Genomic DNA, 26,430 nt, shown 5'->3' on the forward strand with positions numbered 1-26,430 from the left:
ATTGAGAAGGGAATGATCCGGACATTTTATGACAAAGGTGAAAAGATATCACTTATGTGTTTCGCGAAAATGATTTTGCTATTTGGTAAAAGAGCGGCCTATACACCTCAAGATATTTCCAGGCAACCTTTTTTATAATGCAACTACGGAATAATACCAATCAGTTCATTAGCTTTTTTGGTTTTTGATAACGCAAATTAATTCCTTTAATAACTCGTTGTTTTCATCTAAAATAGTCAGGATAACTTCCACTTTTTCGTTTAATCTTTCCAATTCGTTATTGTTATACCATGTCCATGATGTGTTGGTTTGAATTAAATCTATTACAGATTTTACCTCTTCAAATGGTGACTCTTGCATTATTTCATTTTTTTTCTTGAATTGGGCCTTTGTGAAAAAGTGCGCGCACCATTGGCAGCGCGCACTCTTTTCTACAAAAAAAAGTTCGGTTTGTTTAATTCCAATCACCGGAAATATCCTTGGCAACGGCAGAATTAGAATTCTTCTCGGCTAAAGGTATTGGTAACAACACATTTTTATCCTGAAACGGCTGTGTGCCGTCTTCAATCTTCCTTTCAGCATTTATTGTTTGTTTTGCAATGCCCCAACGTATCAAGTCAAAATAACGGCTTTGTTCACCGGTTAGTTCCAACTGCCTTTCACGCATCAGGATGTTCATAGCATCTGCCTGGCTACCCAGCGAGGTATAAAGTGGAGCTTTAACACTTGGCCTGTTACGTACCTGGTTAATTAAACCCAATGGCTCGGCACCTGTGTTGCCCTGCTGTATATAGCTTTCTGCCAGCATAAGCAAAACATCAGCATAACGTATTACCTGGCCGTTTATACCACTTTGAGGTCCGCCAAAAGACGATTGTTTGTTATAATATTCATATTTAAGCCACTCGTACCCTTTTGAAGCGAAGGGAAAATCTACAGGTCCTGCAGAACATTGCTGACAATATTGTGTTTGCCCGCCACTTGCAGCATCGCCATAAAAGGTGAAGGCTGCACGGGGGTCGACGTAATTCACAGCAGGATTTTGTGGGTTAGGATAGGTAAAAGCTTTAACAGCGGTTGTAGTTATATGTACGTTGTTCCAATCATTAAAGCCGTATTCCTGTGCACGGTCTGAGTGTGTTGCTTTACCACCCCAGGTTTCCTGGCCCCCAAAAACGTAATATTGGTTACCTACGCCCCAGTCTGTCCATTTCTGGTTCATCACCTGGAAAATGGTTTCAGGATTCGCGGTAGCATCATTCTGCTTCGGATCATCAAACAGATCGTTATAAACCGGCGCAAGCGAATAATTGAAAGGAGCCTTGGTTAACTTGGTAAGTTCTGTTTGTGCCAGAGCCCATTTTTTTTCATATAAATAAGATTTACCCAAAAGCGCCACCGCAGCCCCTTGTGTAGCACGCCCGTAACTTTCAGAAGCATAGGAAAGAGGAAGGCCTGCTTCAGCATCTTTCAAATCCTGTTCAATAAACGCCCAAACAGCGGCAACAGGCGATCTCGGTGCGTTAATATCTGCAGGTGTTGGCAGCGTTATGTAGTGGGTGCGGAGTGGTACCCGGCCGTACAAATTAACTAATTGAAAATAAGCATAAGCCCGCAGAAATTTAGCCTCGGCAATATATTGCTTTTGGTCCGTTGCCTCTGTAGGTTTAAGCGGGTCCGGTTTCCATACCTGCGTACGGTCGATAACCACATTGGCACGCGCTATTATTTGGTATAATGCCGACCACATCTGACCCGCCTGGTTCTGGTCGGGGCCAAAATTATACTGTGCCAATTGCAGCAAATCACCTACAAGGGGCTGATTATTTTTGGCATCATAACCAAGCAGGTCAAAAGTAAAATACCACTCGCGTGCCCACATGCCATTATGCAGCAAACCTGCGTAAGTGGCTACAACAGCCTCGTTTAAGGCAACATCGCTGGTAAAATACGTATCAGAAGTGTACGCACTTTTATTAACCAAACTCAAATCTTTTTTACACCCTATTGAGAGAACCAACAACCCTCCCGTCATAAGGAATTTCATAAATCTTTTCATAATTATATCTTTCAAAATGTTACTTAAAATCCTGCTTGTATCCCGAATAAAATGGTACGCGGCTGCGGAACCTGGCCGCGATCTATATTGCGGTTAAAAATAAGATCGCCCCCATCTGAACCTATTTCGGGGTCATACCCTTTATAGCCGGTTATAGTAAATAAATTTTCCGCAGCAATATATACGCGCAGTCTACTTAAAACATTGCCTGAAAACGATTGCAAAGTGGCTTTACTCAAAGTATAACCCAGGGTGATGTTACGGGCACGTAAATAGGCACCGTTGTCGATAAAGAAATCCGATGGCCTTAAATTTCCGGATCCATTGTCATTCTGTCCAGCCCTTGGAAGAGCGGCATTGTCTCCAGGCTTTTGCCACCTGTTTAATATGGCGGTTGAGGCGTTATGCCCTGTTCCCGCGAACTCCAAACTGGACCTCAGATCATTTCCAATTTGCACGCCCTGCACTCCTGACAACACTACATTAAGATCGAAACTATGGTAATTGGCACCTATATTAATTCCATACATAAACTTTGGAATTGCGCTCCCCAAAACCTGCTGGTCTTTTGAATCGACGGTTCCGTCGCCTGTTAGATCCTTAAATATAAAGTCGCCAGGTTTTAATCCACTTTGGTAAACCGCAGTCTGATTGCCGGTTTTCTGTTGTGCTTTTGCATTTAACGCATCAATTTCGGCCTGGTCTTTGGCTACATGATCAACCCTATAACCATAATATGCCCCGATAGGGCTACCCGGTTGGGTCAGGGTTTCTGCAACACCTGTCCCGCCTACAATTGGCGTCGGCGACTGGGTGCCTAACGATATTGTTTTATTACTATTAAAAGCACCGTTAACACTTATGTTATAGCTAAAATCACTTTTAACCTCAGAACGGTAACCTAACTGAAATTCAAAACCCTTATTTTGTGCATCCGCTGCGTTAACGGTCTGTGAACTTCCGCCTGTATTTATCCCTATACCTAAACTTGGTGGTACGGGTATGTTAACTAATAACCCACTGCTTTTTCTGTTGTAATAATCGGCATTAAAAGTTATTCTGTTGTTGAGAAAACCCAGATCGATCCCCGCATCTGTTTGGTCTGTTGTTTCCCAGTGTAATAATCCGTTTCCGATGGTAGTAAGTGTTGTGCCGCTAACAAATTGCTCGTTCCTGCCAAAAGAATACGCCAGGTTTCCAGCAGTCGATCCATTGAAGGTATACACATCGCTGGCGGTAAGAGATATCCGGTTGTTACCGGTACGTCCCCATCCTACGCGAAGTTTACCATCGCTGATGAATGGAAAGGCTGCTTTTATGAAATCTTCCTGACTGAAGCGCCATGCTAAGCCCGCGCCCGGAAAATTGCCGTAACGGCTTGCCTTGGGAAAATTGGAAGACCCGTCGCGCCTTAAACTGGCTGAAAGAATGTACTTATCGTCGTAAGAATAAATCAAACGTCCATAGTAAGATTGTTCTATGCCAGCTCCATTGGCATAGCCTGAGGAACTGGCGGGGGTAATTTTTGTGGCTACGGATATGTCCCTTACTTCATCGGTCAGCATACCGGTACCTGTTAGACTAACAAAGCTACTGCTGCCCGCGTCTTTGTAACTTGTACCTGCTGTTAGCGAAACATTGTGTTTGCCAAAGGTACGGTTATAGGAAAAATAATTTTCAATGGTGTAACTGGAGTAGTCGTTAAAACTACGGCCCGCTTGCCGGTCGAAGGACAGTTTATTGGCGGTTACGTAGGGGATATTATAAGAATTGCTCACACTGCTGCCATATTGTACTGACGCTTGTGACCTGAAGGTTAAACCATTTATAATTCTTACTTCTCCAAATACTTGCGGAAATAATATCAGTTCATGCCCGCTTTGTGTTTTTACGCCTAAGTCTTCTAATGGATTTACTGCATTGCTGTCATCATCTATATTGGTAAGGATGGAGTAACCGCCCCGAATTGAAGAATCATATATGGGTTGATAAGGCGCATATTGAAGCGCGTTACCTATGCCTGCCATAATTCCCTCCGTTTTGGTATACCTCAAATTTAAGGTTTGGCCGAAGCGAAAACGGCCTAATTTTTCCTCTAATGTAAACCGGTTATTAAACCTTTTTAATTGATAATCTTTAACTGTGGCTTGCTGTGTTACGTAGCCCGCCGACATATTATATGTAATCTTATCACTTCCGCCGCTTACACTTATATCATTTTGTGTTGATAAAGCTGTTTTAAAAATTTGGTTCTGCCAGTCGTTTCTGTCAACCAAAACATATGGTGTTGTAAGTTTTACCGGTGTGGGATTATTGTTGGTAACATCAATATCTTTAAGGAGCTTTACATAATCTGCGGCTTTCAGCAGGTCAAGCTTTTTAGGTATGGTTGCAAAACCTACCTGCGAGGTAAACGATATTTGAGGAGCTCCTGTTTTACCTTTTTTTGTTGTAATAATTACAACACCATTAGCACCGGCAACACCATATATTGCTGTAGAAGCTGCGTCTTTTAATATGGTAATGTTCTCAATATCCTGTGGGCTGATGCTATTGAACGATCCTTCATTACCCTGAATGCCATCAATAACGTACAACGGGCTAACATCCGTGAAAGAACCCACACCACGTACAATAATTTTCGCAGTTGAGCCCGGCACACCATTTGTGGGCACTACCTGAACGCCGGGGGCCTTTCCTATTATCAGTTGTGCAGGGCTTAGTGATGTATTGGCGCCGGCATCTTTCGCGTTTACCACATTAACAGCACCTACCAGGTCTTTTTTGCGGGAGGTTCCATATCCTATTACTACTACTTCGTTCAGGTTGCTGGTACTTTTTGATAAAACCGCATTAAGTGTGCCTGATGAAGGAACAACAATTTCTTTTTGTTCGTAACCAACAAAAGAGAATATCAGTGTACTGCCTGAGGCCGCATTTATGGAATAGACACCTTCGGAATTTGTACCCGTAACCTCGGGCTTTCCTTTTACTTTGACAGATACGCCGGGCAGAGGTAATCCGTCGTCCTTATCCGACACTTTGCCGGTAATTTTCCCCGTTTGCGAAAAGCCCGGCAAACTTATCATGATAGCTGATAAGGTTATCCCGACAAAAATCAGGAGTTGGTTAAATAATTTTCTTTTCATGAATTTTTAATTTAAGTGAAACAAATTGGTTAATTATTAAGGTTTAGAATATCTGGATGTAGAAGATTGGTACCTAAGTGTTAGATTGTTATAAGCCGGTGGCGCATTGGGGGTGCATCTCCTTTTCATCGGCAGCAACCAGAGCATTTTTTGTGATATAAATAAATTGGTTAGCGTTTTCAGGCCCGCAATCGATTGCGAAACTTCAACACTGAAAAGCTCATCACAGTTCATTAGTAAGTTTTTTAACATATCTATAAAAATTAAAACTGAGCCTCAGCTGTTCACTAAGTCAAAAAATAAATATCGGTTCAACTGGTAATTGGTGGATACTGTTAAAATCGGCATTTCAAAGACACCGAATTGAAGTTATATTCCGGGGGGTGAAACTAAAGCAACTTAAAAAAATGGAAGGGGTAGGGATGAATAAAAATATAGATCAAATGTACAAGCCTATATAATGAGTTATAAATAAAGCCATTAATAAATTGCATTAACTCCCCGGCAGTTGTAGGATATACTATGAAGTTTGCAATGTGCTGCCTTCTTTTATCCAACACTCCATTTTGCAATGAGCTTGCGGATAAATTTCAATAATATCTCTTGAACCGTATTCATTTGTACCCTATTGACAAGGGTTTAAAAATACGTTTCCAGCCTATAGCTCTATTATTGCTTTAATTACGCCGATCACCGGATCAAACCAGCTTTCAAACTCTTCCAGTACCTTATCAAATTGTACACAACATGTAATGCAATCAAACGGTTACACCCAGCCTTTTTTATGGATGCAATAACATGTTCAAAATCTTCCCGCTTAACATTCAAACTACTCATTAAAGTGGCTTCATGCTTGTGAAGTTCGGGGTGGCTCACACCGATATCTTCTTTTTGCGAACCAACCAGTAAACATTTTGCTTCATGCGCCCATATAATGAAACTCGGTATTAATTGCTTTTAAGCTGCCGATGGCATTTACTGTCATTGCAGGCATATCTCCTTTCGTTATTGCGGCCAGTCGCAATGCCGCATCCGCTGTCGATACGTTTATAATATGATCTATCTTCAGTCCATCCTTGCGAAATTCAAGCCTTTTCGTGTTAAGGTTAAGGTCCATGTTAATTACTTTAGCGCCGGTAATGCGGGCATTATTCCATTATTCCGCGGCCTAATTGGTCCGCTCCTATAACCAGTACATATTCTCTTGTTTTTACACCATCTGGCCTAATCCCATATGTTCATTGTTAAGAGCCGCGGCCAGCGACTGATCGTAATGCACATCAGCCTTTCTCAGCTTTATTTGTACAGGGGCAACGGAATGACTTTGCCCGTAGGTTTGCGCTAACCCACAGGCAATTGATAGCCTGGAAAAATCAATTTCCTTGCCCCCTCTTAACCAGTTGACTTTATTTCATTAAAAGCCGCCGGATACTAAAGGTGGTCAGTATAAATCGGCCAACGAGAGTCAAATTATCTGTGCTTTATCCACGTAAAGGGAATATTTTGAGTGTTTACGTAAATTTAAAAGCCCGTAAATCAAATGATTCACAGGCTTTTAATGTGTTTTGAGTAAGTTATCAGCGGTGAGGGAGGGATTCGAACCCTCGGTACAGTTTCCCGTACGTCAGTTTAGCAAACTGATCCTTTCGGCCTCTCAGGCACCTCACCAGTATTTTTAAACTTGTCCCTCGTTTTCGGGATTGCAAATATAGCAATTCATGTTTCCCATCAAAAAAAAAGTTCGGATTTTTAATAATCTATCCGCACATGGTAAATACTCATAAGCATACGCTTGAATATTTCTTTGATGGTTTCGATATCTTTCAGGGTTATATTACTGTCTTTCAACTGGTTCTGATCAAGCTTGTATTTTACAATCCTATCAACCAAAACACTTATCGATTCTTCATCGGGCTCTTTTAATGAGCGCGATGCGGCTTCAACCGAGTCGGCAAGCATCAAAACACCAGCTTCTTTGGAGAAAGGGATAGGCCCGGGGTACCTAAAAATGTTTTCGTTGATGAATTTCTCCGGAAAATTCTTCAACGACGACTGGTAAAAATAGTCGACCCGGGTGTTACCATGATGGGTACGGATAAAATCAATAATAACTTCGGGCAGGTTGGCTTTGCGGGCCATTTCAATCCCTTTGCTTACGTGGCGTATAATTACCTGTGCACTTTCTTCATAAGGCAGCTTATCATGAGGATTAAAGCCCGAACTTTGATTTTCAATAAAAAACAGCGGGTTCTCCATTTTACCAATATCATGATACAAAGCCCCTGCCCTAACTAATAAAGCATTGCCACCGATACTATAAATAGCATTCTCGGCCAAATTGGCTACCTGTAACGAGTGCTGGAACGTACCAGGCGCTGTAAAGGCCAGTTCACGCAGTAAAGGCGCGTTGGTATTAGTAAGCTCGATGAGCGTAATATCCGACGTGAGGGAAAATATCTTCTCAAATATATAAATCATTGGGTAAGCCAGCAAAGTGAGCAGTACGCTTACCACAAAGGGCAAAAAATCCATCCAGTCAATTTCAAGGAAGGTACCTTCCCTGATAAACGAAATGCCCAGGAACGCCACGAAATAGGTAAATACGATTATCCCGGCAGAAACCAGGAACTGCTCGCGCCGGATTAGGTTTTTGATACTGTAGATAGATACCATCCCGGCGGTTATTTCATAATAAGCAAACTCAAAGCTATTGGGCACAAAAAATCCTGCTATTAAAACCACCAGTAAATGAATGTTGAGCGCCAAACGGGTATCAAACAAAATACGGATGATGATTGGTACAATACAATAAGGAATGTAATACAAATTTACCGGGAACTGGAATTTAATTGCGGCCGACAAAGTAGCCAGCATAGCAGTTATTACAAGCAATATTAAGCCCACCAGCCGGTTATCGGCATAAATATCCTTACGAAACAGGTATAGGAATATCATAAGCAACGATATGGCTATTGATACCAATAAAAATTGTCCCAGCAGCACCAGTACGTGGTTACCATTAACACGGGCATTATTTTCAAAAGCTTTTTTGTACGATTCAAGTTTCTGATAAACATCATCGTTAATAATCGAGCCTTTATAAACTATCACCTCCCCTTTTTGTACCATTCCACGGGTGATAGAAAGGCCGTCGTACACTTCTTTTTCCAGCCTCGTGGTTAGGTTATCGTCGTAGCTTAAGTTGTTCTGTATCCGGTTTTGCAGCAAATCGAGCATGAAAGCCCTGTCAATATCGGTTCGTTTACTTAATACCTTATCACAATAAGCCAGCGCGCTTTCTTTGGTAAAAAGGGCATTGGTATTTTTTTCTGTAGCTACGTTTTTATTTAAAATGGTAATAGGATAGTTATTTGTGTGGCGCAAATATTTATCATTGAGCTTTAAAATACCGATGTTATATAAGTTTGTTAATAAAGCTACGCCCGCATCAATATATTTTGACTTAAGTTTATCGTTAATACCGGCATTGTGCCACTTGATTTCCAAATCGGTTTTAAAGCCTTCTATCTGTTGATCGCCTGCGGCGGCATCAAGCTGATATACGGGGGTGATGCTTTCATAGGCGGTTTTCTTTTCGTTGTCAATTTCCTGGGGAGTTTTCAGAATAGCAAAATTATAAGGCGATACCAGGTCTTTTTGGTTCCAGATGCGCCCTTTTTCGTATTCATAACTAAACTTTGCCTGTTTTGGTAAAAAGAAAACGATAAGGCAGATGCTCATCAGCATCATCAAAAACTTAACGTTGCGGGCATATTTGCGCATTAAGGCTTTTTGCCGCGAGGTAGATAGTTTTGCCATTTATTTAATTAACCGCTCAAAAATAATATAAGTTTCTGTTATAAACGGCAAAGAGTCGATAATCGGGGCCAAGAGCATGATATTTAGGTTGGCCTGTGTTTTTGGATCTTAACTCTTACTTTTTTTCCCCGCTATAAAATCCTTCAGATAATAAGGTTCAAAATAGGCTACATCTTCAAAATCTTTATCAGCAAATTTTTCGGCCGCCTTTTGGGTAAGATACGTTGCGGAGTTTTCGAAATTGTGTAAAAAGCTGGCGTTAGGATTGCCGCCTAAAATAGCTTCACATTTGTCGGCGCCATCGCCAAAAAAAAGAACCCGGTTATCTTTTAACAAATCGGCAAAACTGTTTTCGTCAATAATTTCAGCAGCTGTATCTTTAAGTTTTTCGCCTGCAATATTAAACACACTGCAATAAACCTCCATTCTGCGGGCATCAATCATAGGGCACAGCAATGTGTTTTCATTAATGGGTATTGTATTATCATTAATTACACCATAAGCCATCGCCTCCAAAGTTTCGATAGCTATAAGCGGTTTATCAAGCGCGAAGCAAAGCCCCTTTGCTGTAGATACCCCAATACGCAAACCTGTGTATGAGCCAGGACCGCAACTTACCGCAATTGCGTCCAGGTCGCGGTAATTAAAATTACCGCCGGTTATAAGTTCTTCGGTAAATAAAGTAATTACTTCGGCGTGTTTATTACGCTCATTTACCTGTTTAAAATCCAAAACCTTACCATCAGCAGCTAATGCTACTGAGCATGATGTTGTTGCAGTTTCTATTTGTAAAATAAGGCCCATTTGTGAGTTGTGAGTTGTGAGTTGTGAGTTGTGAGTTGTGAGTTGAAAAATTCAATCACCACCGCACTTTACAAAACAAAAAAATCAAACCTTTTAAGCTTAGGGCAAGGCAAAACTCAAAACCCATCACTCAAAACTTAAAACTAATTAAGGTACCGGATCATGTCCATGCCCTCCCCAGGGGTTACAGCTGGCGATTCGTTTAATAGTTAGCCATCCGCCTTTGAAGGCCCCATGTTTCCTGATAGCCTCTACCCCATATTGCGAGCATGTTGGGGTATACCTGCACGAAGCACCCGTCATCGGCGAAATAAAATACTGGTATACTTTTATCACTGCAATAAAAATATAGCCTACAAGCTGTTTAAACAATGTTACCAGTGCCATCATACCGTTGTAGTATTAGCAGCAGTTACCTGTTCTGCCAGTTGGGCAAGCATCTTCAGCATCTTTTTTTCCATGACACTGTAGGGCTCAATTGTTTTACCAATATAACCTACCGATAGTACAATGGTTTTATCGGCTGTTTGCAGCAAATTGTATAGGTTTTGTTGTTTGTGCAGCCGGTAGCTTTCGCGCATATAGCGCTTTATTAAATTACGGTCGACAGCGTGCTTATAACGCTTTTTGGACACCGAAAATAATATTTGGGCAGGATATTGTTGTGGTTGGGTATGATATAACCACGAGGCTTTAAAAGGATAACACAAAAAAGAAGAGCCGCTATGAAAAAGCTTATCAATAAGCCTTTTATTACATAACCGTTCTTCTTTTTTAAAAGTATACATAGTTGCTTATCTGGATCCGGGATTTAAGCAGACAATCGGTATCCATTGGCTGGCTTAATGCCCACCAGCGCAACCGGTTTATGCTTTGTGACGACCCTCGTCAGAAACTGATAATCTTTTTCTGCCTTTAGCTCTTCTGGCTGCTAATATTCTCCTGCCGTTAGCAGTTGACATGCGTTCACGGAATCCGTGTTTATTTCTTCTTTTTCTTTGAGAAGGCTGAAACGTTCTTTTCATAACTATTTTATTGTATTCGTCGTTTTAAAAACAAGAGCGCAAATGTAGTAATATTTTAAAACATTTCAAACACTATTTTTCTTATTTGTTGCTCTATATTTATTGCTGTAAATTAAGCGTTTTAAAACCACAATATGAAACTATCTATCCTGCTACTTATCATTTGCTTACCTTTTGTTGCATTAAGTCAGGCTACTCCGGTCATTCATTATAAAATATTCAGTACTGCAACCCAAAAACCGGCAACAGTTGCCGATATTATTAATAACATGGCTAAAGCCGATGTGCTTTTTTTTGGCGAAGAACACAATGATTCTACCGGGCACCTGCTGGAACTTGAACTTTTTAAGCAGCTGGCGCAACAATATCCCGGCAAAACGGCCTTATCGATGGAAATGTTTACCACCGATTGCCAACTGGTGTTAAATGAATACCTGAATGGCTTCATTCGCGAAAAAAATCTGGTGAGCGATGCACGTACCTGGCCTAATTATAAAGATTACCGCCCCCTGGTTGAGCAGGCCAAACAAAGCCAAATACCTGTAGTAGCAGCAAACGCCCCATCGCGTTATACCAACATGGTAACACGCAATGGTTTAAACAGCCTGCAGCAACTTGATGCACAAGCCAGGGGCTACCTTCCTCCCCTGCCTATTGATACCGCTACGGGCCTCTATTACGATAAATTTGTAAAGATAATGGGCGGCCACGCAGCGATGGCAGGAATGCAAATTTATCAATCGCAAAATCTTTGGGATGCAACCATGGGCTGGTCAATAGCACAGTTTTATAAAAAACATACCGACTTTAAAATCATGCAAATTAACGGCGGCTTTCACAGCGAAGAAAAAATGGGTGCTGTTGCCCAGTTAAAAAAGTATGCTCCAAAAGCACGTGTTATCACCATAGGCGCCTATGCGGATGAAAGTTTTGATAACCCCGACTGGGCCAAATTCAGTAAACTGGCAGATTATATTATCCTCACAGACGCCAAATTGCCAAAGAGTTTTTAGGCCATAGCCAATGGTTCATGGATTAACACCAAAGCTGCTATCCATGAACTATCAAGTATCGAACATTAAGATTTCCGGGCTGCTAACAGATCTCTGATTTCAGTAAGTAAAACTTCTTCTTTTGTCGGGGCTGGTTCAGGTGCTGGAGCAGCTTCTGGTTCGGGCGACCGCTTAATGGCATTGATTGTTTTTACAATAAGAAAAATACAAAACGCTACTATTAAAAACTCAATGGTGATGTTAATAAAATTACCAATATTAACAGCTACATCAGGTATTTTTTTTTCGGCATCGCCATGCTTCAGCAATATCTTGATATCTTTAAAATCCACACCTCCCGTAGCAAGGCCGATTGGCGGCATAATAATATCAGTTACCAGCGAGGTAACTATTTTACCGAAAGCGGCGCCAATAATAACGCCCACTGCAAGGTCAATAACGTTGCCACGCAGGGCAAACTCCTTAAATTCTTTAATTACGGCCATGATATTGATTTTTGGTTAAGATTATTTAACACACTAACCAAACAAAAGTTTTTATTTAACATTTATCATCATTATTCCATTTACGGTAAGTTATTTTAAAGTTCACGGTAATTGATGTATTTTTGAACACGTCTTAAACTATGCTAAAACAGAACCTTCAACAAAAACTTTTACAAAAGCTATCGCCACAGCAAATACAATTTATAAAATTGCTGCAGGTGCCTACCGTATCTCTGGATACCCGAATTAAAGAAGAACTGGAAGAAAACCCTGCACTTGAGGACCTTAGCTTAACAAATTTGAATGAGCCCGTTGAAGAATATCCAGACCGCGACCCTGACGAAGACACCTTTAACGGTGATGAAGAAAAGGGGGAAATGGATGAATTTAATATAGACGATTATTTGCAGGATGACAACGTAAATGACTATGGATCGCGCTATGACCAAAACGGAGACGATGAGGATGAGCGAAAAGAAATCCCGATTGCTGTACAAAGCTCGTTTTTTGAAAGCCTGCAACTACAGCTTGACCTATTACCGCTAAGTGATAAGGATTTCAGGATAGGCAAACAGATCATTGGCAGCCTTGATGATGATGGATATCTGCGTCGTCCTATCATGTCGCTTACAGATGACCTGGCCTTTTCACAAAATGTAATGGCTGAGGATGAAGAAGTTGAAGACATGTTAAAGGTGATTCAAAACTTTGATCCGGCCGGTGTAGGCGCACGTAGCCTGCAGGAGTGCCTGCTCATCCAGCTTCGCAAAAAAGATCCTAATGATCCTATCATAAAAAAAGCGATCATCGTTGTTGAGCAATATCTTGACGAGTTTACCCGCAAACATTACGATAAGCTGGAAAAATCGCTAAATATGGATTCGGACGAGTTGCGTGGTGTTATTAACGAGATTTTGAAACTTAACCCTAAGCCGGGCGATAGTAATGAAATTAACACCAAACAGATGCAGGTGATTCCTGATTTTCACATCACCAACAACGATGGTGTACTGATACTCACCTTAAACTCCAAAAATGCTCCTGAATTACGTGTTAGCCGGTCATACCAGGAAATGTTTCAGCATTATGATAAGGCATCGCAAAAGGATAAAAAACTAAAGGAAGCAGTACAATTTGTAAAACAAAAGCTCGATTCGGCCAAATGGTTTATTGATGCTATTAAACAGCGTCAGCAAACATTGTTAAAAACAATGAATGCCATCATGCAGTACCAATATGAGTTTTTCCTTACCGGCGATGACAAAAACCTGAAGCCTATGATCCTGAAGGATATTGCCGACAGGATAAACATGGACATCAGCACCGTATCACGTGTGGCCAACTCTAAATACGTTCAAACCGAGTTTGGTACTTTTTTGTTAAAATCCTTCTTCTCAGAAGCAATCCAAACTGAAAGCGGCGAAGAGGTATCTAATAAAGAGGTTAAAAAGATATTGGAAGAGCACATTGGCAAAGAAGACAAACGCCACCCACTTGCCGATGAAAAACTGACCGATATTTTAAAAGATGCCGGTTATAACATAGCCCGCCGCACCGTAGCCAAATACCGCGAGCAAATGAATATCCCTGTTGCAAGGTTACGCAGGGAATTGTAGACAGATTTCAGATGTGCAGATTTCAGATGTGCAGATGAAATATTTGAGGATTAAATTATAAAGCTATAAAATAGAAAATGCCCTGATTGAATTCAATCGGGGCATTTTATTTATAACGAAGTCCAATCTGCACATTTGAAATCTGCACATCTGAAATCTAAAACGTATGCTGCGGGCAGGTAACTTTATAGCGGTTATTAAGGAGGATTCCGATGACAATTTCATGCGATCCGTTACTTACGGTGTTTAGGGCCGAGGTGGTAAAATCATAAGAGTAACCAACATTTATAAACGAGCTGAGGTTAAAACCAACCATAGCCGCAAAAGAATCGTTGCGGCGGTATGAGCCACCTAACCAAAATTTGTCCTGGAACGATACTTTCATGTTTACATCAAAAGTAGTAGGCACCGGCTTTATTACTTTAACCAATACCGAGGGGATAAGTGTAACATCATCAGACAAAAACAGCTTGGTGCCCGCCGTAAAGAAGTAATGCGGCACTGTTTTGTTTAATGATGATGACCCGGTTACATACAGGCTTTGCGGCAATATTTGTTGCACAGATACTCCAAAAAAGTAATCAGAAGCGTAAGCCCAAACTCCAAAAGCCAAATCGGGTTTCCACTGATTAGTGTTTAGGTTGGCCAAAATTGGATCAGAATCATCTACCCCACCAAAATGAAGTGCAGCTCGATCGAGCACGTTGTGGCTCACCCCTGCCGATACACCAACCGCCAGGTTTAACCTATCGGTAAGGCCTAAATGATATGCATAAGTAGCATCGATAGTTGTTTGGCTTATGGGCCCTGTTTTATCAGAAACAAGCGTTAAGCCAATACCATGATGGGGCTCCGCAGCCTGGTACTGTTGGGTATACAATCTGCTTGAGGGATTAAGCCCACCACTTGCGGGGAAGGCCGTCGCATCCCCCTGTACAAACCTGTCGCCGATAGGCGCATTGATACTTAAATAGCCGGTTGTGGGTGCCCCCTCCAAACCAGTCCATTGGCTACGGTAGCCTGCTTTAACATCGGTATAATTTTCGATGCCGGTTAAGGCTGGATTTAACAGGTAATTATTAAAAATATATTGGGTGTATTGAGGCTTTTGCTGCGCATACGCAAAATGTACACCTGCAATAAAAAAAACAATAGCGTAAAAAATTCTCTTCATCAATTTATCTTATGATGGCTACAAAAACCCTAATAACATTCCGTCCGGTTTAGGCTTCATTATTCAACAACACGTTGCCGGTGACAAACCAGATCCATTCTGTTAGCCGTTACGGAGTGCATTGTAACCAATTGACGAATATAATCTTTCTCTGTATCTATTACATATTCTATCGATAGAATTTATTAAAATATCGATGTTTTAATAATTAATGCCGTTTTATGTAATCTACAAAACCATTAATTATCTCATAATAGTAACACTTCCGGATACAATTCCGCGCCCGTTTTTAGGGTTGATAATGTAATAATAGGTGCCGGGCGAAAGGTAATTCCCGTTATATCTGCCATCCCATGGAACTGGATAGCCAACTGATGAAAATAGTTTTTGGCCATACCTGTTATAAACTGCTACGGTATTATCGGGATAATCATTTAAATATTTAACATCCCAAACATCATTTCGTCCATCTCCGTTAGGTGTAAATGCATTTGGAATTACCAGGTATTTTAAAACCTTCACCGTAACATCTGCCGAACTTGAGCACCCTTCTGCAGATGTTACCGTTAAACGGTAACCCGTAGTTTCTTTAGGGCTTGCTATAGGGTTCAATACATCATCATGATCAAGGCCAATTGAAGGGTACCATTTATAACTAAGGTTATGGCCGGCTGCTGATGCTTTTAACGTAATCGCTGCACCCTCAAGCATCGTTACTGCCCCCTCTGAAGTTACAATTGGCGAAGGGGATACCACAATTTGTTGGCTCACAGTATCAGGACAACTATTTGCAGTTGTATATACATAGTTTATATTGACAGTGCCTACACCAGCCACAGCCGGGTTAAATAAGCCGTTTAAACTTACTCCACTGCCGTAATATGAGCCGCTGCCAGGCTGGCCTACTATACTTAAAGGAGCAAGCTGTATAGCGGTAGCCTCGGGACAAATTGGTGGCACTGCCGCTAAAGTAATAATGTGGGTAGCTTTTACAACTAAGGGAAATTCCTGAATATTGGCACAACCCCCCCCGGAATAAGCAGCAACATGCACATTAAAAGTACGGTCGCCATCGGTAAATATGGGGTAAGTATAGCGTAACTGCTGCCCGTAAACCGGGTGATCATATACCCTCAATGATGAGGCATCTGCCATATCAAAAGTAACCTCCAGCCGGGTTATGTTACCAAAATTAACTGTCGACCGGTTTTCAAAAAAGGCCTCCTTGTCGCTGCATATTGCCGAGGGATCTTTTAACACCACGTTTGCTTTAGGAATATCGCCGTTAACTACAAAAGTTTTGGTTTGGGTGTATGTGCAGCCATATTTTGAAGTAATTGTTAAACTCACCTGGTAATCATCGCGGGCCTCGGTATAATGATGTCGCGGATTTTTTTCGGCAGATGTGTTGTTGGCGGCAGTGGCGTTAATATCACCAAAATCCCAGTGGTAAATAAAATCGGCTTCTGTATGGTCGGCTACCATGCTACTATCTTTAAATTGAACATAGTCGGCAACGCAGGCGTCTGGCAGAACAAAATCTACAACGGGAAGCAGGCTTATTACTACAGCCTTTTGTTTAACCAACCCGGCGCAACCATTGGCATTTATTACGGTTAATTTTGCAATATAAGTACCTGCAGCCTGGTAAACGTGTGCAATGGGCGATTTATCTGTTTTAGTTATCACGGCAGTACTATCTCCAAAATCCCATATCCATTTTGATATTGTGCCATCAGCGGTTACAGACCGATCTGTAAAACTTACATCCTGCTTAGGACAACCTGAAGCAGCAACGTCAAAATTTGCTACAGGCAAATTGCTGATACTAACTTTTGAAGCCTCCGATATATCGGTACAGCCATTTTCATTGGCAATAGTAAGCCTGACTGTATATTCTCCGGCCTTTTTATAAAAATGTGATGGGTTTTGCACCACATCCGTGTATCCGTCGCCAAAATCCCATAACCATGTTTTAATTTCGCGGCCGTTGGTTACCGATGTATCTCTAAAAAAAGTGGTATCGCCCAAACATGCTCCCGAAAAGTTAAATCTTGAAACAGGCGGATCAGAGATATTAAAGTCAAGCTCGACATCCTCGTCCGAACCGCATTCATCAGCAACCGGGTTAAATACCGTTGCCAATATAGAGTAATCGCCTGCATTATAAACCGCATCGGCTGCATACTCATATAAATACAAAGTTTGCCCGCCCTTTACCGAAGTTGATTTTACAACCGGGTTGCTATCATCGTATACGATGCCATTTTTAAAATCCCACTTGATGTGCGTTGTTTTGTAGGGCAGGGTTAATTGTATTTTGTAGGTTACGCCAGAGCAGCCGTTCAATGTAGTAGTATTGGTTTTAGGATCATCCAAAGCAATAAACCGGGTTAGGTTTTTCAAGTTGGTGCCCGCAGCATAGCCGTATGATTCGGCGTTACCAAAGCCGTAGGCAATGGCGTTAAAGCCGTCGGACGCGCTTATATGATGAACCCCGTTGTAAACATATATCTGGGCATATGAATAAACCGGATTATTGCTTACGGGGGTAAATTCAGTATACGGTTTACCGTCGAGCGCAAAGGTGGGCACGGCAGCAGTTTTTATAATTACATTAATATAGTTATTTGCTATCCTGAAATTACCGGTTGAATTTAAGGTGACATGATCAAGCGTTTGTTCAAGCGGATTAAGATAAATCATTTCGGGATCGCCGATATCAAGTGCGGTATCAATGCAGCTAATTGTTTTAAATTGTGTTACCGCATACTGCACAACCTGCACAGGTTTATCAGCTTTAATAACATTAGGGCTGGTTGAATTAAACTCGTAATAACGTCCGTTTACAAAATCCGACGGTGAAAGATTAGCGCCGTTTAGGTTTACGGTTGTGTTAGGATCGCTTTTAACAATCCTAAAAACATCATAATAGCGGCTTTTTAAGGGTGCAGTGATATAATTTTTACCCCAGGCAGCGGTGGGATAAACCTGTTGGAAAAGGTTGTCAGATGTATTGTTTTTGGTTAAACAACCGATAAGTATTTTTGAGCTCCCCGAAAAAACGGCAACTTTTTTACATGATCCGGCCTGGGTACTTATGGTGCGGATACGGGTACCTGTTAAATCGTCATTTGCCAGGCCCTGGTACACCTGGCCTTTGTTTAAATTTACCGTAAAAGGCTTGCCCGGCGGCTCGCCATTAAGCAGGTATGTGGTTGGTGTTATTTCTACGGTAGTATTATCTTCAGTTCCAATAACTGCAAATGTGGAATAAGATGGTTTTTTTTCGGTGCTAAGGGAATTGGATTGCTGGTTGTAATTGATAGAAAGATAATCTTTGCCAAGCACATTTACAGGCAGCAAAAGGGTGGCGCCCGAAACACTTTGAGCGAAAATATGGGCATAAACAGCAACCGGCTTTTGTGATGTGATATGAATACCTTTTAAGCTCAGACCTTGCTGGTCAATAAAAGCGCTTCCTGGTATTTCTACCGTAAGTATTTGCCTCGCCACTACATCGTAACTTTCAGAAAAAGTGCCATCGGCAATAGCAACAGTTACCCTGGTATTTACATCGGCGGTAATATAAAGGTCCATTTTACTCACGTTGCCCCTGGGATCGCTTGTGGTAGGTGGATCGATATGATCCATATAAACCGTCCAAAATTCGGTCCCCTGGTTCGAGAAACCATTTTGCGCCTTTGCACCTGAATTAAAAAATATTAAAAAAACGAAAATGGATATAAGATTTATCAGTTGAGATTTGAGCCTTTTACCCTTTGCTTTATGCAAACAATCATACAAATTAAATTTGCAAATCGTTTTCATATCATATTAGCTTTGAAACGTAAGATTTGAAATACTAAACATCCGTTGGTTATTAAAGAGTAGTGTGATGACCGTTAAACCTGTATTAAACCTAAACTATCCCCCGGTTTTATGGAGCGACTCAAGTTCAAGGTTAGCGATTTGAAGCTTATAGGTTAGTTCCTTATTTTCTTTTCGCAGCTCATATATTTCAATAGCATTTTGAATGTAAATTTTCAGTTCGTCGTTTTGCCAGGGTTTTACCAGGTATTTGTAAACCTGCCCCCGGTTAATTGCATCCATCACCGCGTTAACATCCGAAAAACCAGTTAAAAGTATACGGATGGTATCGGGATACAAAGGTAAAATCGATTCTAAAAATTCGATACCGGTTGTAACCGGCATTCGCTGGTCGGTAATTATAACACCTATCTCATAAGCCTGCAGTACCTGGCACCCCTCGGCTGCCGATTGCGCCGTATAAATATTAAAACTCCGCCTGAACGCCGCTTTAAAACTATTTAAGTTATTTATCTCATCATCAACATACAATACTCCAACGGGCATAGCGAAAAAATTAGGTAAAACTGGTTTAGATAATTGGTTTGTAAAGTAAATTTATAGAAAGTTTTAACTTTTGCCCATTTTTTAGCAAATATTGCGCTATCAAAAAATTACAATAAGTAAATATGAAGAAATTTTTGTTAGCCACATATTTACTATTCCAAAACGCTATAGTTTTTGCACATAATGCAGATACGCTTGTAATTAATAACAACCAATCAAAGCTGCTAACCAGTAGTTATTTTTACGAACTGGAAGATCCATCCGGAAGCCTGGCTGCAAACCAGGTGATAAAAAGCACAGCTTTTAAAACGAGCCTTAACTCCCTGCCTATGTCGACTTTTTTTAATTCGACTGTTTGGTTAAAGGCTACTATCAAAAACAGCGACGATGAGCCCAATATATTGGTAAACACCGGCGCGGGAATTATTGACGCTTTTGATTTGTACTATGTAAATGAAGCAAATAAAATCTGCCATCTAACGGCCAGCGATGAGCCCAGTCAGTCGAAATTGCAAAGCCCAAATAGCATTAGTTTACCGCTACCACCTGGTTCATCAAAAACAATATATCTGCGCGTTAAAAGTAGCCTATGGTCGGTTATCCCTATAAAAGTTTATAGCCAATGGTCGTTTTTCAGGAGTCAAAACATCGAAAACGTGGTTACTGCCGCATTTGTGGGGGCTATTATTATTAGCGTATTGTACAATTTAATGCTTTTTTTTATCATACGTGACCTTAGTTATCTCTACTACGTTTTTTTTATTATTTTCATGGGGTTAAACCTAACCTTCAGGCGGGGATATGGGAATCACCTCGCGGACGATAAAATTACCTTTAACAATTACATCATCCCTTTGGCCAGGGTGTGTTTTGGCGTATTTACTTTACTATTTGCCGGCGAGTTTTTACAGTTAAAAGGAAACCTAAGGGCGGGCTACAATATTAATTTGCTGTTATTTGCAATATACATCGTTACCACCATCGTAATTTTTGGCAAATTCACCGCGCTCTCTTACGGCATCATTAATATCACGATGATTTTCATCGCCATTTACCTACTTTTCATAGTTACCTATTTGTATGTAAAGGGCTTTAAACCTGCCAAATTGTTTATGCTGGGCTGGGGAGCTCTTTTTGTTGGCATATTAATATCAGCAGCGCAGACTAAAGATATTATCCCGTACAATATTTTTACAGCCAACCTTACATCCTTAAGTTTAGTAATTGGCATAGTTTTGTTTTCGGGCGCATTGGCAGATAAGATTAACCTTTACCGGAACCAAAAAATAGACGCACAAAACTTCGCCATTTCTGTTGCCAGGGAAAATCAACGATTAATTATGCAGCAAAATAAATCGCTCGAAAATAAAGTAAAAGAGCGCACAAGTGAACTGATAAATGCCAATAAAGACCTTTCGAAAATTATTGATAACCTTAAGAGCACGCAGCACCAGTTGGTTGATACCGAAAAAATGGCATCTCTTGGCCGCCTTACCGCAGGTGTTGCGCACGAAATTAATAACCCCATCAACTTTGTGAGTTCAAACATCAGTCCTTTGCGTCTTGATTTAGATGAATTATTTACTTTGCTTAATAAATATGACGATGTATTAAACACCCCAGATAGCGCAGAATATATCGGCGCAGCGCAGGCCTACCGGCAAACCATCAACCCAGATTTTATAAGGGACGAGATACATATACTGTTAAATGGCATTGAAGAGGGCGCCAAACGTACCACCGAAATTGTTAAAAGCCTTTTTACCTTTAGCAGCACCGATGAATTGATTTTAAAGAAACTTGATATCAATAAAGCCATACGGGCCAATCTGCTTATTTTAAAAAGCACTATCCCCTATTATATCGAGGTTAAAACCGTTTTAAACAATATTAAACCTATAAACTGTTATCCGGGGAAAATTAATCAGGTATTAATCAACCTGATTGGAAACAGCATACATGCTATTAAAGCAAAAGAACAGCACGAGGGCAATAGCCTGGTGATAACAACCAGTGAACTGCCCAGTCATATTTCCATCGAAATTGCCGATACTGGCATAGGGATGGACGACGAGACTAAAAACCGGATTTTCGAGCCTTTTTTTACTACTAAAGATGTAGGCGAAGGCACCGGCCTGGGCTTGTCAATTGTATTTGGCATCATCGAAAAGCACCGGGGCAGCATTAATGTGGTATCTGCCCGTGGCAAGGGCACAACATTTACCGTATTATTGCCTAAAAACCTGGTTTGATGTTCAATATGTCTTAAAAAAACTTCTCGGGGTTTGGTACAAGATTTAAAAACGACTCGAAGTTTTGTTCGTAGTGCGATTGGTCGAGCTTATAATAAAATGCTCCTTTTTTTGAGGACAACTTATCCTTTTCGGGTTGCTTAACCAACAAACCGGTTGATAACAGTTTACGGCTAAAATTCCTGTCGTCGAATTTGGTTTGATAAACCCCCTCGTATAGCGCCTGCAATTGCGGGATGGTAAATTTTTCGGGCAAAAGCTGGAACAGGATCGGGTGCAGCGCAGCTTTATAGCGCAACTGTCTCAGTGCCAACCTAACCATTTGGGCATGGTCAAATATGAGGTCGGGCATTTCATCCAGTAAAAACCATTCAGGATGATATTCATCACTCAGTTGTTTTTCATATTGATGAATATCTATCAATGCAAAATAAGCTATCGAAAGCGTGCGTTCAACCGGGTCACGGTCAGGACTGCCAAATACGCGAAACTGTTCCATATACACATTTTTAAGCCCGGTACGCAACTCCAAAACGCGGTTAGCAGCATCATCCGGCGATTCCGAAGGTTGAATAAAGCCGCCCATCAGGCTCCATTTATGTTTTTCGGGCTCAAGGCCACGCTGAACCAGCAATAATTTGATATTCCAGCCATCAAATCCAAAAATGATACAATCGGTAGCCACTAAGATGCGCTTCTGGCCGCTATACTTCTGCATAATTTAGTTAGAGTTTATATGCAAGTGTAAAAATAATTATGCAATTATTTAGTGTTAATCCGACAACTATTTTATAAGCCGGTATTATCGGATGTATCTTCTGCATTATTAGGTTTATCCGCTCGTCTGACTTTTAAAGCCAGCACCCATGATACCTTTCGGGCACCTTTGCCCCCACTTTAGTAATGCCAGTGCAACACCTTTGCCGCACCTTCACCACCTTTAATTTTACAACAACCCAAAGGATAAATTATCTGATTGCCATTTTTGTTAAAACGTACATATTTATTGTCGGCCTATACATTTCGATATTGAATTGTATCTTGAAAGTTTTGCAGAACCTTGTTATTAAAATCAATGGGGGAAATCATCTTGCCGGACTTAGAGTGTTATTTAAAACACAAATTATCAGCAAATTAGTATTCAGAAGCTACATCTACTACCAGTGGTACCGGCTTCAAAAAATCACCCATAAGCCCGGCTATCCCGGTTTTATGAGTGATTAATCCACATTGCGCGGCCATTGGCCTGGTTTTATTTTAACTACTTAACATTAACTTTGGCTATTGATAAAAAGTGGCCGGTAATGTTTCGTTATCATTGCCTGTACTAAATTATCAGCGCACCATTTGCACAGCCAATGCTTGCGGCAATTTGCCAACAATACCATCATTCACCAATAAACCCAATTACAGCGTTATCCGTTTTATGAAAAAATATCTATGTTGCCTTATCTTGTTATCTGTCGCCACGGGCAGGCTGTTTGCCCAGGACAAACCTATTGATCTGGCCTCGCCAAATGGCGAGCTTAAGGTAACTATAACTACCGGCGATAAAATATATTACTCCGTATATGGCAACGGTAAAGAACTGCTAACGAGAAGCCACCTGGCGCTTAATCTTAATGATGTTAGCTTAGGCGAAAACCCCAAACTTCTGAACTCAAAGCGTATACATGGCGAAGAAACCATCAAACCATATGTTTCCCTGAAATTCTCGACCGTTAAAAGCATTTATAATGCCGTGCTATTAAACTTTAAAGGGAACTACTCGGTAGAATTCCGTGCTTTTGATGATGGGATAGCATACCGTTTTATAGCCCAAAAAAAGGGAGATGTAACGGTAATGAGCGAGGATTTTGGTATAAACTTTCCTGAAGATTACGCGTTAACCCTGCAGCAGCCAGGTGGCTTTAAAACCTCATACGAAGATGCTTATACACACGTTTCGTCGGCTTCATGGAAACCGGCCGACAAAATGTCGACCCTGCCGGTGTTGATAGATACCAAACAAAACTATAAAATACTGATCAGCGAAGCCGACCTTTCCGATTATCCGGGCATGTTTTTAACAGGCACAGGCAGCAACGGCGCCGAAGCTACGTTTCCAAAAGTTCCGCTGGAATTTGGCCCCGACGGCGACCGGAGCCAGAAGATCTTAAAATCGGCAGATTATATTGCCAAAACATCCGGCACCCGTAATTTTCCGTGGCGGTATTTTGTAATAGCTAAAACCGATAAGCAACTGTTAGAAAACACCATGACGTTGAGGTTATCGTCAAAAAGCGTTATTGGCGACGCCACGTGGATTAAACCCGGCCAGGCCAGCTGGGAATGGTGGAACGATGCTACCCCTTATGGGCCCGATGTAAACTTTGTGTCGGGGTATAACCTGGATACCTACAAATACTATATCGACTTTGCCTCCAAATACGGCGTTAAATATATTGTGATGGACGAGGGATGGGCCAAAAGCACAACCGACCCGTACACGCCCAATCCGAAGGTAGACCTGAAAGAGCTGATCCGTTATGGCAAGGAAAAAAATGTGGGCGTCATTTTATGGCTAACATGGCTTACCGTACATAATAATATGAATTTGTTTAAAACCTTCCACGAATGGGGCGTTAAAGGCGTTAAAATTGACTTTATGGACCGCAGCGACCAATGGATGGTAAAATACTATGAAGATGTGGTTAAAGAAGCGGCCATGAACAAGGTTTTTGTTGATTTTCATGGTGCCTTTAAACCTGCAGGGCTCGAATATAAATATCCGAACCTCATATCGTACGAGGGAGTTCGCGGCCTTGAACAAATGGGGGGGTGCTCGCCCGATAACAGCACTTATCTGCCATTTATACGTAACGCCGTAGGCCCGATGGATTTTACACCGGGGGCCATGATAAACATGCAGCCCAACGTTTACAGCGCGCAACGGCCCAATGCAGCTGCCATAGGCACCAGGGTTAACCAGTTGGCCATGTACGTGGTGTTTGAAAGCGGTGTACAAATGCTGTGCGATAACCCATCGCTTTACTACCGCAACGCCGATTGTACCGAATTTATAACCAGCGTGCCCACCACCTGGGACGAAACCCGGGCGCTAATTGCAGATGCCGGCCAGGTTGCAGTTGTAGCCAAACGCAAAAGCGAAAAATGGTTTATCGGTGGCATAACCAATGGCAAAGAAAAAGCCAGGGAGTTGGAAATCAATTTCGACTTTTTGGATAAAGACAAAACCTACACCATAACATGGTTTGAAGATGGCATAAACGCAGGCAACCAGGCTATGGATTACCGCCGTAAAACCAAACAGGTAAAAGCCGGCGATAAAATGACCATCACTATGGTACGTAATGGCGGTTTCGCGGCTGAGTTAAAATAAATTTCTTTTTAGCAGCCCGCTGTTGAAGAATTGGATAGCCCGGATGAATCATCATCCGGCTTATTTTGCGTTTTGCAACGTTTAAATAGGATCCTCCGGGCTTAGGCTATGCAGCAATTTTTCCACTTCGTCACCGTAGTTTTCGGTGTAGCCAAATTTCAGGGCAAGTATAAAATTTTGTTTTGCTTCAGTTTTTTGTCCTTGCTCCATCAAAACAATACCTCGGTTCTTGTACGCGTACGGGTTTCCCTTATCCAGCTCAAGCGATTTATTAATCATGCCCACCCCTTGCTCCTTCTCTCCCAGCCTGAACTTCGAGAAACCCAAGTTATTCCAGACATAGGCAATTGAAGGATCTGCCTGTATAACCTGCTCAAATAAAGGCACCGATTCAGCATAACGCTCCTGTAATTGCAGGTTAAAGCCTTTGTTATTTAAAAATGATACGTTATCCGGTTGTACCTGCAAAAGAGCGTCTAACATCTCGCCGCACTCCCCGTACCTTCCCATCATACCATACAGAAGTGACAATGAAAGGCGTAAATCAATGTCGTCGGGCTTAAGCTCTGCCAATTCAGTCATTAGCGACAATGCTAAATCGAAATCACGCAGCTTTTGGCTGGCGAAAGCCATTAACACCTTGAAGTGCATATAATTGGGCAAAAGACTTAAACCTATCCGGCATATTTTTAAAACATCATCGAATTGTCCATAAAAATAAAAGTTAAGGGCATTTCGATACAAAGCGTCAACCCGCTTCTTTTTCGATGCTTTTGACAAAAAAAAGAGTTCTGCTTTGCTATATGGTTTTTCCCGAATAGCCTCTACGGGAGATGGAAACTGTTTTACCGGATTTTTAAATTCAGCACCCGTAATATCTTCAATTAATATCCCCGCCTGGCAAAAAGCTTTGCTTACCTCATTATCGTAACTTAAAATAGCCAGCAACAAGTGTATGGTATTGGTTGGGGCAAAATCATCAATGCCCGATATTTGGTAAGCATGATTTATAACAAACTCGGCCTCTACAGTTAACGGCATCAAATCCCGCTGTTTTTGCTTACCTGTTGCAGGATACAACGCTTTTATTTTTGCTTCCCAGTAATCCGAATCAAAATGGTCAAAATATTTTGTAGCCTTACATTTATTTTGCAACATAGCCACAAAAAAGTGATCGTAATTGATAAAGCCATGCTGCCAGGCTATAGCCAATTTGCGCGATTCGGCCGTAACTACCTCAAAGTCACTTTTAATTTTATCTGCCATTGTATTCCA

At 41.3% G+C, this 26,430-nt stretch carries 19 protein-coding genes and 1 tRNA gene; 4 read left to right on the forward strand and 16 right to left on the reverse strand.

Annotation, left to right across the window (positions count from 1 at the left end):
* Nucleotides 1–168: 168 nt before the first annotated feature.
* From PQ469_RS16755 to rpmH, 10 genes are all read right to left on the reverse strand, one after another.
* Nucleotides 169–360 carry a hypothetical protein gene (locus PQ469_RS16755; protein ID WP_274208712.1) on the reverse strand — a complete coding sequence of 64 codons (192 nt, stop codon included), beginning with the start codon at nucleotides 358–360 and terminating at the stop codon, nucleotides 169–171.
* Between the two features lie 94 nt (nucleotides 361–454).
* Nucleotides 455–1,984: a RagB/SusD family nutrient uptake outer membrane protein gene (locus PQ469_RS16760; RefSeq protein ID WP_274208713.1), complete on the reverse strand. Its 1,530-nt coding sequence runs from the start codon at nucleotides 1,982–1,984 to the stop codon at nucleotides 455–457.
* A gap of 98 nt (nucleotides 1,985–2,082) precedes the next feature.
* Nucleotides 2,083–5,208, reverse strand: coding sequence for a SusC/RagA family TonB-linked outer membrane protein (locus PQ469_RS16765; RefSeq protein ID WP_274208714.1), 3,126 nt, complete (start codon nucleotides 5,206–5,208; stop codon nucleotides 2,083–2,085).
* 919 nt (nucleotides 5,209–6,127) lie between these two features.
* Nucleotides 6,128–6,325 (reverse strand): hypothetical protein, encoded by a 198-nt coding sequence (locus PQ469_RS16770; RefSeq protein WP_274208715.1) that lies wholly within the window; start codon nucleotides 6,323–6,325, stop codon nucleotides 6,128–6,130.
* Between the two features lie 464 nt (nucleotides 6,326–6,789).
* Nucleotides 6,790–6,876 (reverse strand) — tRNA-Ser (locus tag PQ469_RS16775).
* 81 nt (nucleotides 6,877–6,957) lie between these two features.
* Nucleotides 6,958–9,027 carry an HD family phosphohydrolase gene (locus tag PQ469_RS16780; protein WP_274208716.1) on the reverse strand — a complete coding sequence of 690 codons (2,070 nt, stop codon included), beginning with the start codon at nucleotides 9,025–9,027 and terminating at the stop codon, nucleotides 6,958–6,960.
* Nucleotides 9,028–9,135: 108 nt separating this feature from the next.
* The gene (tsaB, locus tag PQ469_RS16785) at nucleotides 9,136–9,831 is read right to left on the reverse strand and encodes a tRNA (adenosine(37)-N6)-threonylcarbamoyltransferase complex dimerization subunit type 1 TsaB (RefSeq protein WP_274208717.1); all 696 of its coding nucleotides are present in this window, start codon (nucleotides 9,829–9,831) and stop codon (nucleotides 9,136–9,138) included.
* 147 nt (nucleotides 9,832–9,978) lie between these two features.
* Complete coding sequence (yidD, locus tag PQ469_RS16790) at nucleotides 9,979–10,221, reverse strand: membrane protein insertion efficiency factor YidD (protein WP_274208718.1); 243 nt, start codon at nucleotides 10,219–10,221, stop codon at nucleotides 9,979–9,981.
* Nucleotides 10,218–10,619: a ribonuclease P protein component gene (rnpA, locus tag PQ469_RS16795; RefSeq protein ID WP_090652949.1), complete on the reverse strand. Its 402-nt coding sequence runs from the start codon at nucleotides 10,617–10,619 to the stop codon at nucleotides 10,218–10,220. Before rnpA ends, yidD begins: the two co-directional genes overlap by 4 nt.
* A 78-nt stretch (nucleotides 10,620–10,697) precedes the next feature.
* Nucleotides 10,698–10,856 carry a 50S ribosomal protein L34 gene (gene rpmH, locus PQ469_RS16800; RefSeq protein ID WP_076375290.1) on the reverse strand — a complete coding sequence of 53 codons (159 nt, stop codon included), beginning with the start codon at nucleotides 10,854–10,856 and terminating at the stop codon, nucleotides 10,698–10,700.
* A gap of 134 nt (nucleotides 10,857–10,990) precedes the next feature.
* Here rpmH and PQ469_RS16805 point away from each other — a divergent pair, with 134 nt between their 5' ends.
* A complete protein-coding gene (locus PQ469_RS16805) occupies nucleotides 10,991–11,869 on the forward strand; it encodes a ChaN family lipoprotein (RefSeq protein ID WP_274208719.1) in 879 nt (292 codons plus the stop codon).
* A gap of 65 nt (nucleotides 11,870–11,934) precedes the next feature.
* Here PQ469_RS16805 and mscL read toward each other — a convergent pair whose 3' ends face one another.
* Complete coding sequence (gene mscL / locus PQ469_RS16810; RefSeq protein WP_274208720.1) at nucleotides 11,935–12,354, reverse strand: large-conductance mechanosensitive channel protein MscL; 420 nt, start codon at nucleotides 12,352–12,354, stop codon at nucleotides 11,935–11,937.
* Nucleotides 12,355–12,494: 140 nt separating this feature from the next.
* Here mscL and rpoN point away from each other — a divergent pair, with 140 nt between their 5' ends.
* The gene (rpoN, locus tag PQ469_RS16815) at nucleotides 12,495–13,970 is read left to right on the forward strand and encodes an RNA polymerase factor sigma-54 (protein WP_090652946.1); all 1,476 of its coding nucleotides are present in this window, start codon (nucleotides 12,495–12,497) and stop codon (nucleotides 13,968–13,970) included.
* A gap of 157 nt (nucleotides 13,971–14,127) precedes the next feature.
* Here the strand turns inward: rpoN and PQ469_RS16820 are convergent, their stop codons facing one another.
* The 3 genes from PQ469_RS16820 to PQ469_RS16830 form a co-directional block, all read right to left on the reverse strand.
* Complete coding sequence (locus PQ469_RS16820; protein ID WP_274208721.1) at nucleotides 14,128–15,144, reverse strand: PorP/SprF family type IX secretion system membrane protein; 1,017 nt, start codon at nucleotides 15,142–15,144, stop codon at nucleotides 14,128–14,130.
* Between the two features lie 243 nt (nucleotides 15,145–15,387).
* Nucleotides 15,388–18,975: a PKD domain-containing protein gene (locus tag PQ469_RS16825; protein ID WP_274208722.1), complete on the reverse strand. Its 3,588-nt coding sequence runs from the start codon at nucleotides 18,973–18,975 to the stop codon at nucleotides 15,388–15,390.
* 96 nt (nucleotides 18,976–19,071) lie between these two features.
* Entirely contained in the window at nucleotides 19,072–19,521 is a 450-nt protein-coding gene (locus PQ469_RS16830) for a response regulator (protein WP_090652943.1), read from the reverse strand.
* A 122-nt stretch (nucleotides 19,522–19,643) separates the two neighbouring features.
* Here PQ469_RS16830 and PQ469_RS16835 point away from each other — a divergent pair, with 122 nt between their 5' ends.
* The gene (locus tag PQ469_RS16835; protein ID WP_274208723.1) at nucleotides 19,644–21,773 is read left to right on the forward strand and encodes a sensor histidine kinase; all 2,130 of its coding nucleotides are present in this window, start codon (nucleotides 19,644–19,646) and stop codon (nucleotides 21,771–21,773) included.
* A gap of 13 nt (nucleotides 21,774–21,786) precedes the next feature.
* Here the strand turns inward: PQ469_RS16835 and PQ469_RS16840 are convergent, their stop codons facing one another.
* Complete coding sequence (locus PQ469_RS16840; protein WP_090652941.1) at nucleotides 21,787–22,491, reverse strand: NUDIX hydrolase; 705 nt, start codon at nucleotides 22,489–22,491, stop codon at nucleotides 21,787–21,789.
* A 576-nt stretch (nucleotides 22,492–23,067) separates the two neighbouring features.
* On the opposite strand from PQ469_RS16840, the gene PQ469_RS16845 reads away from it, so the two are divergent.
* Nucleotides 23,068–25,155, forward strand: a complete 2,088-nt coding sequence (locus PQ469_RS16845; protein WP_274208724.1) for a glycoside hydrolase family 97 protein — start codon at nucleotides 23,068–23,070, stop codon at nucleotides 25,153–25,155.
* An 81-nt stretch (nucleotides 25,156–25,236) separates the two neighbouring features.
* On the opposite strand, the gene PQ469_RS16850 is transcribed toward PQ469_RS16845, so the two are convergent.
* Complete coding sequence (locus PQ469_RS16850; RefSeq protein WP_274208725.1) at nucleotides 25,237–26,421, reverse strand: tetratricopeptide repeat protein; 1,185 nt, start codon at nucleotides 26,419–26,421, stop codon at nucleotides 25,237–25,239.
* Nucleotides 26,422–26,430 lie beyond the last annotated feature (9 nt).

This window comes from Mucilaginibacter sp. KACC 22773, assembly GCF_028736215.1.
Classification (GTDB): Bacteria; Bacteroidota; Bacteroidia; order Sphingobacteriales; family Sphingobacteriaceae; genus Mucilaginibacter.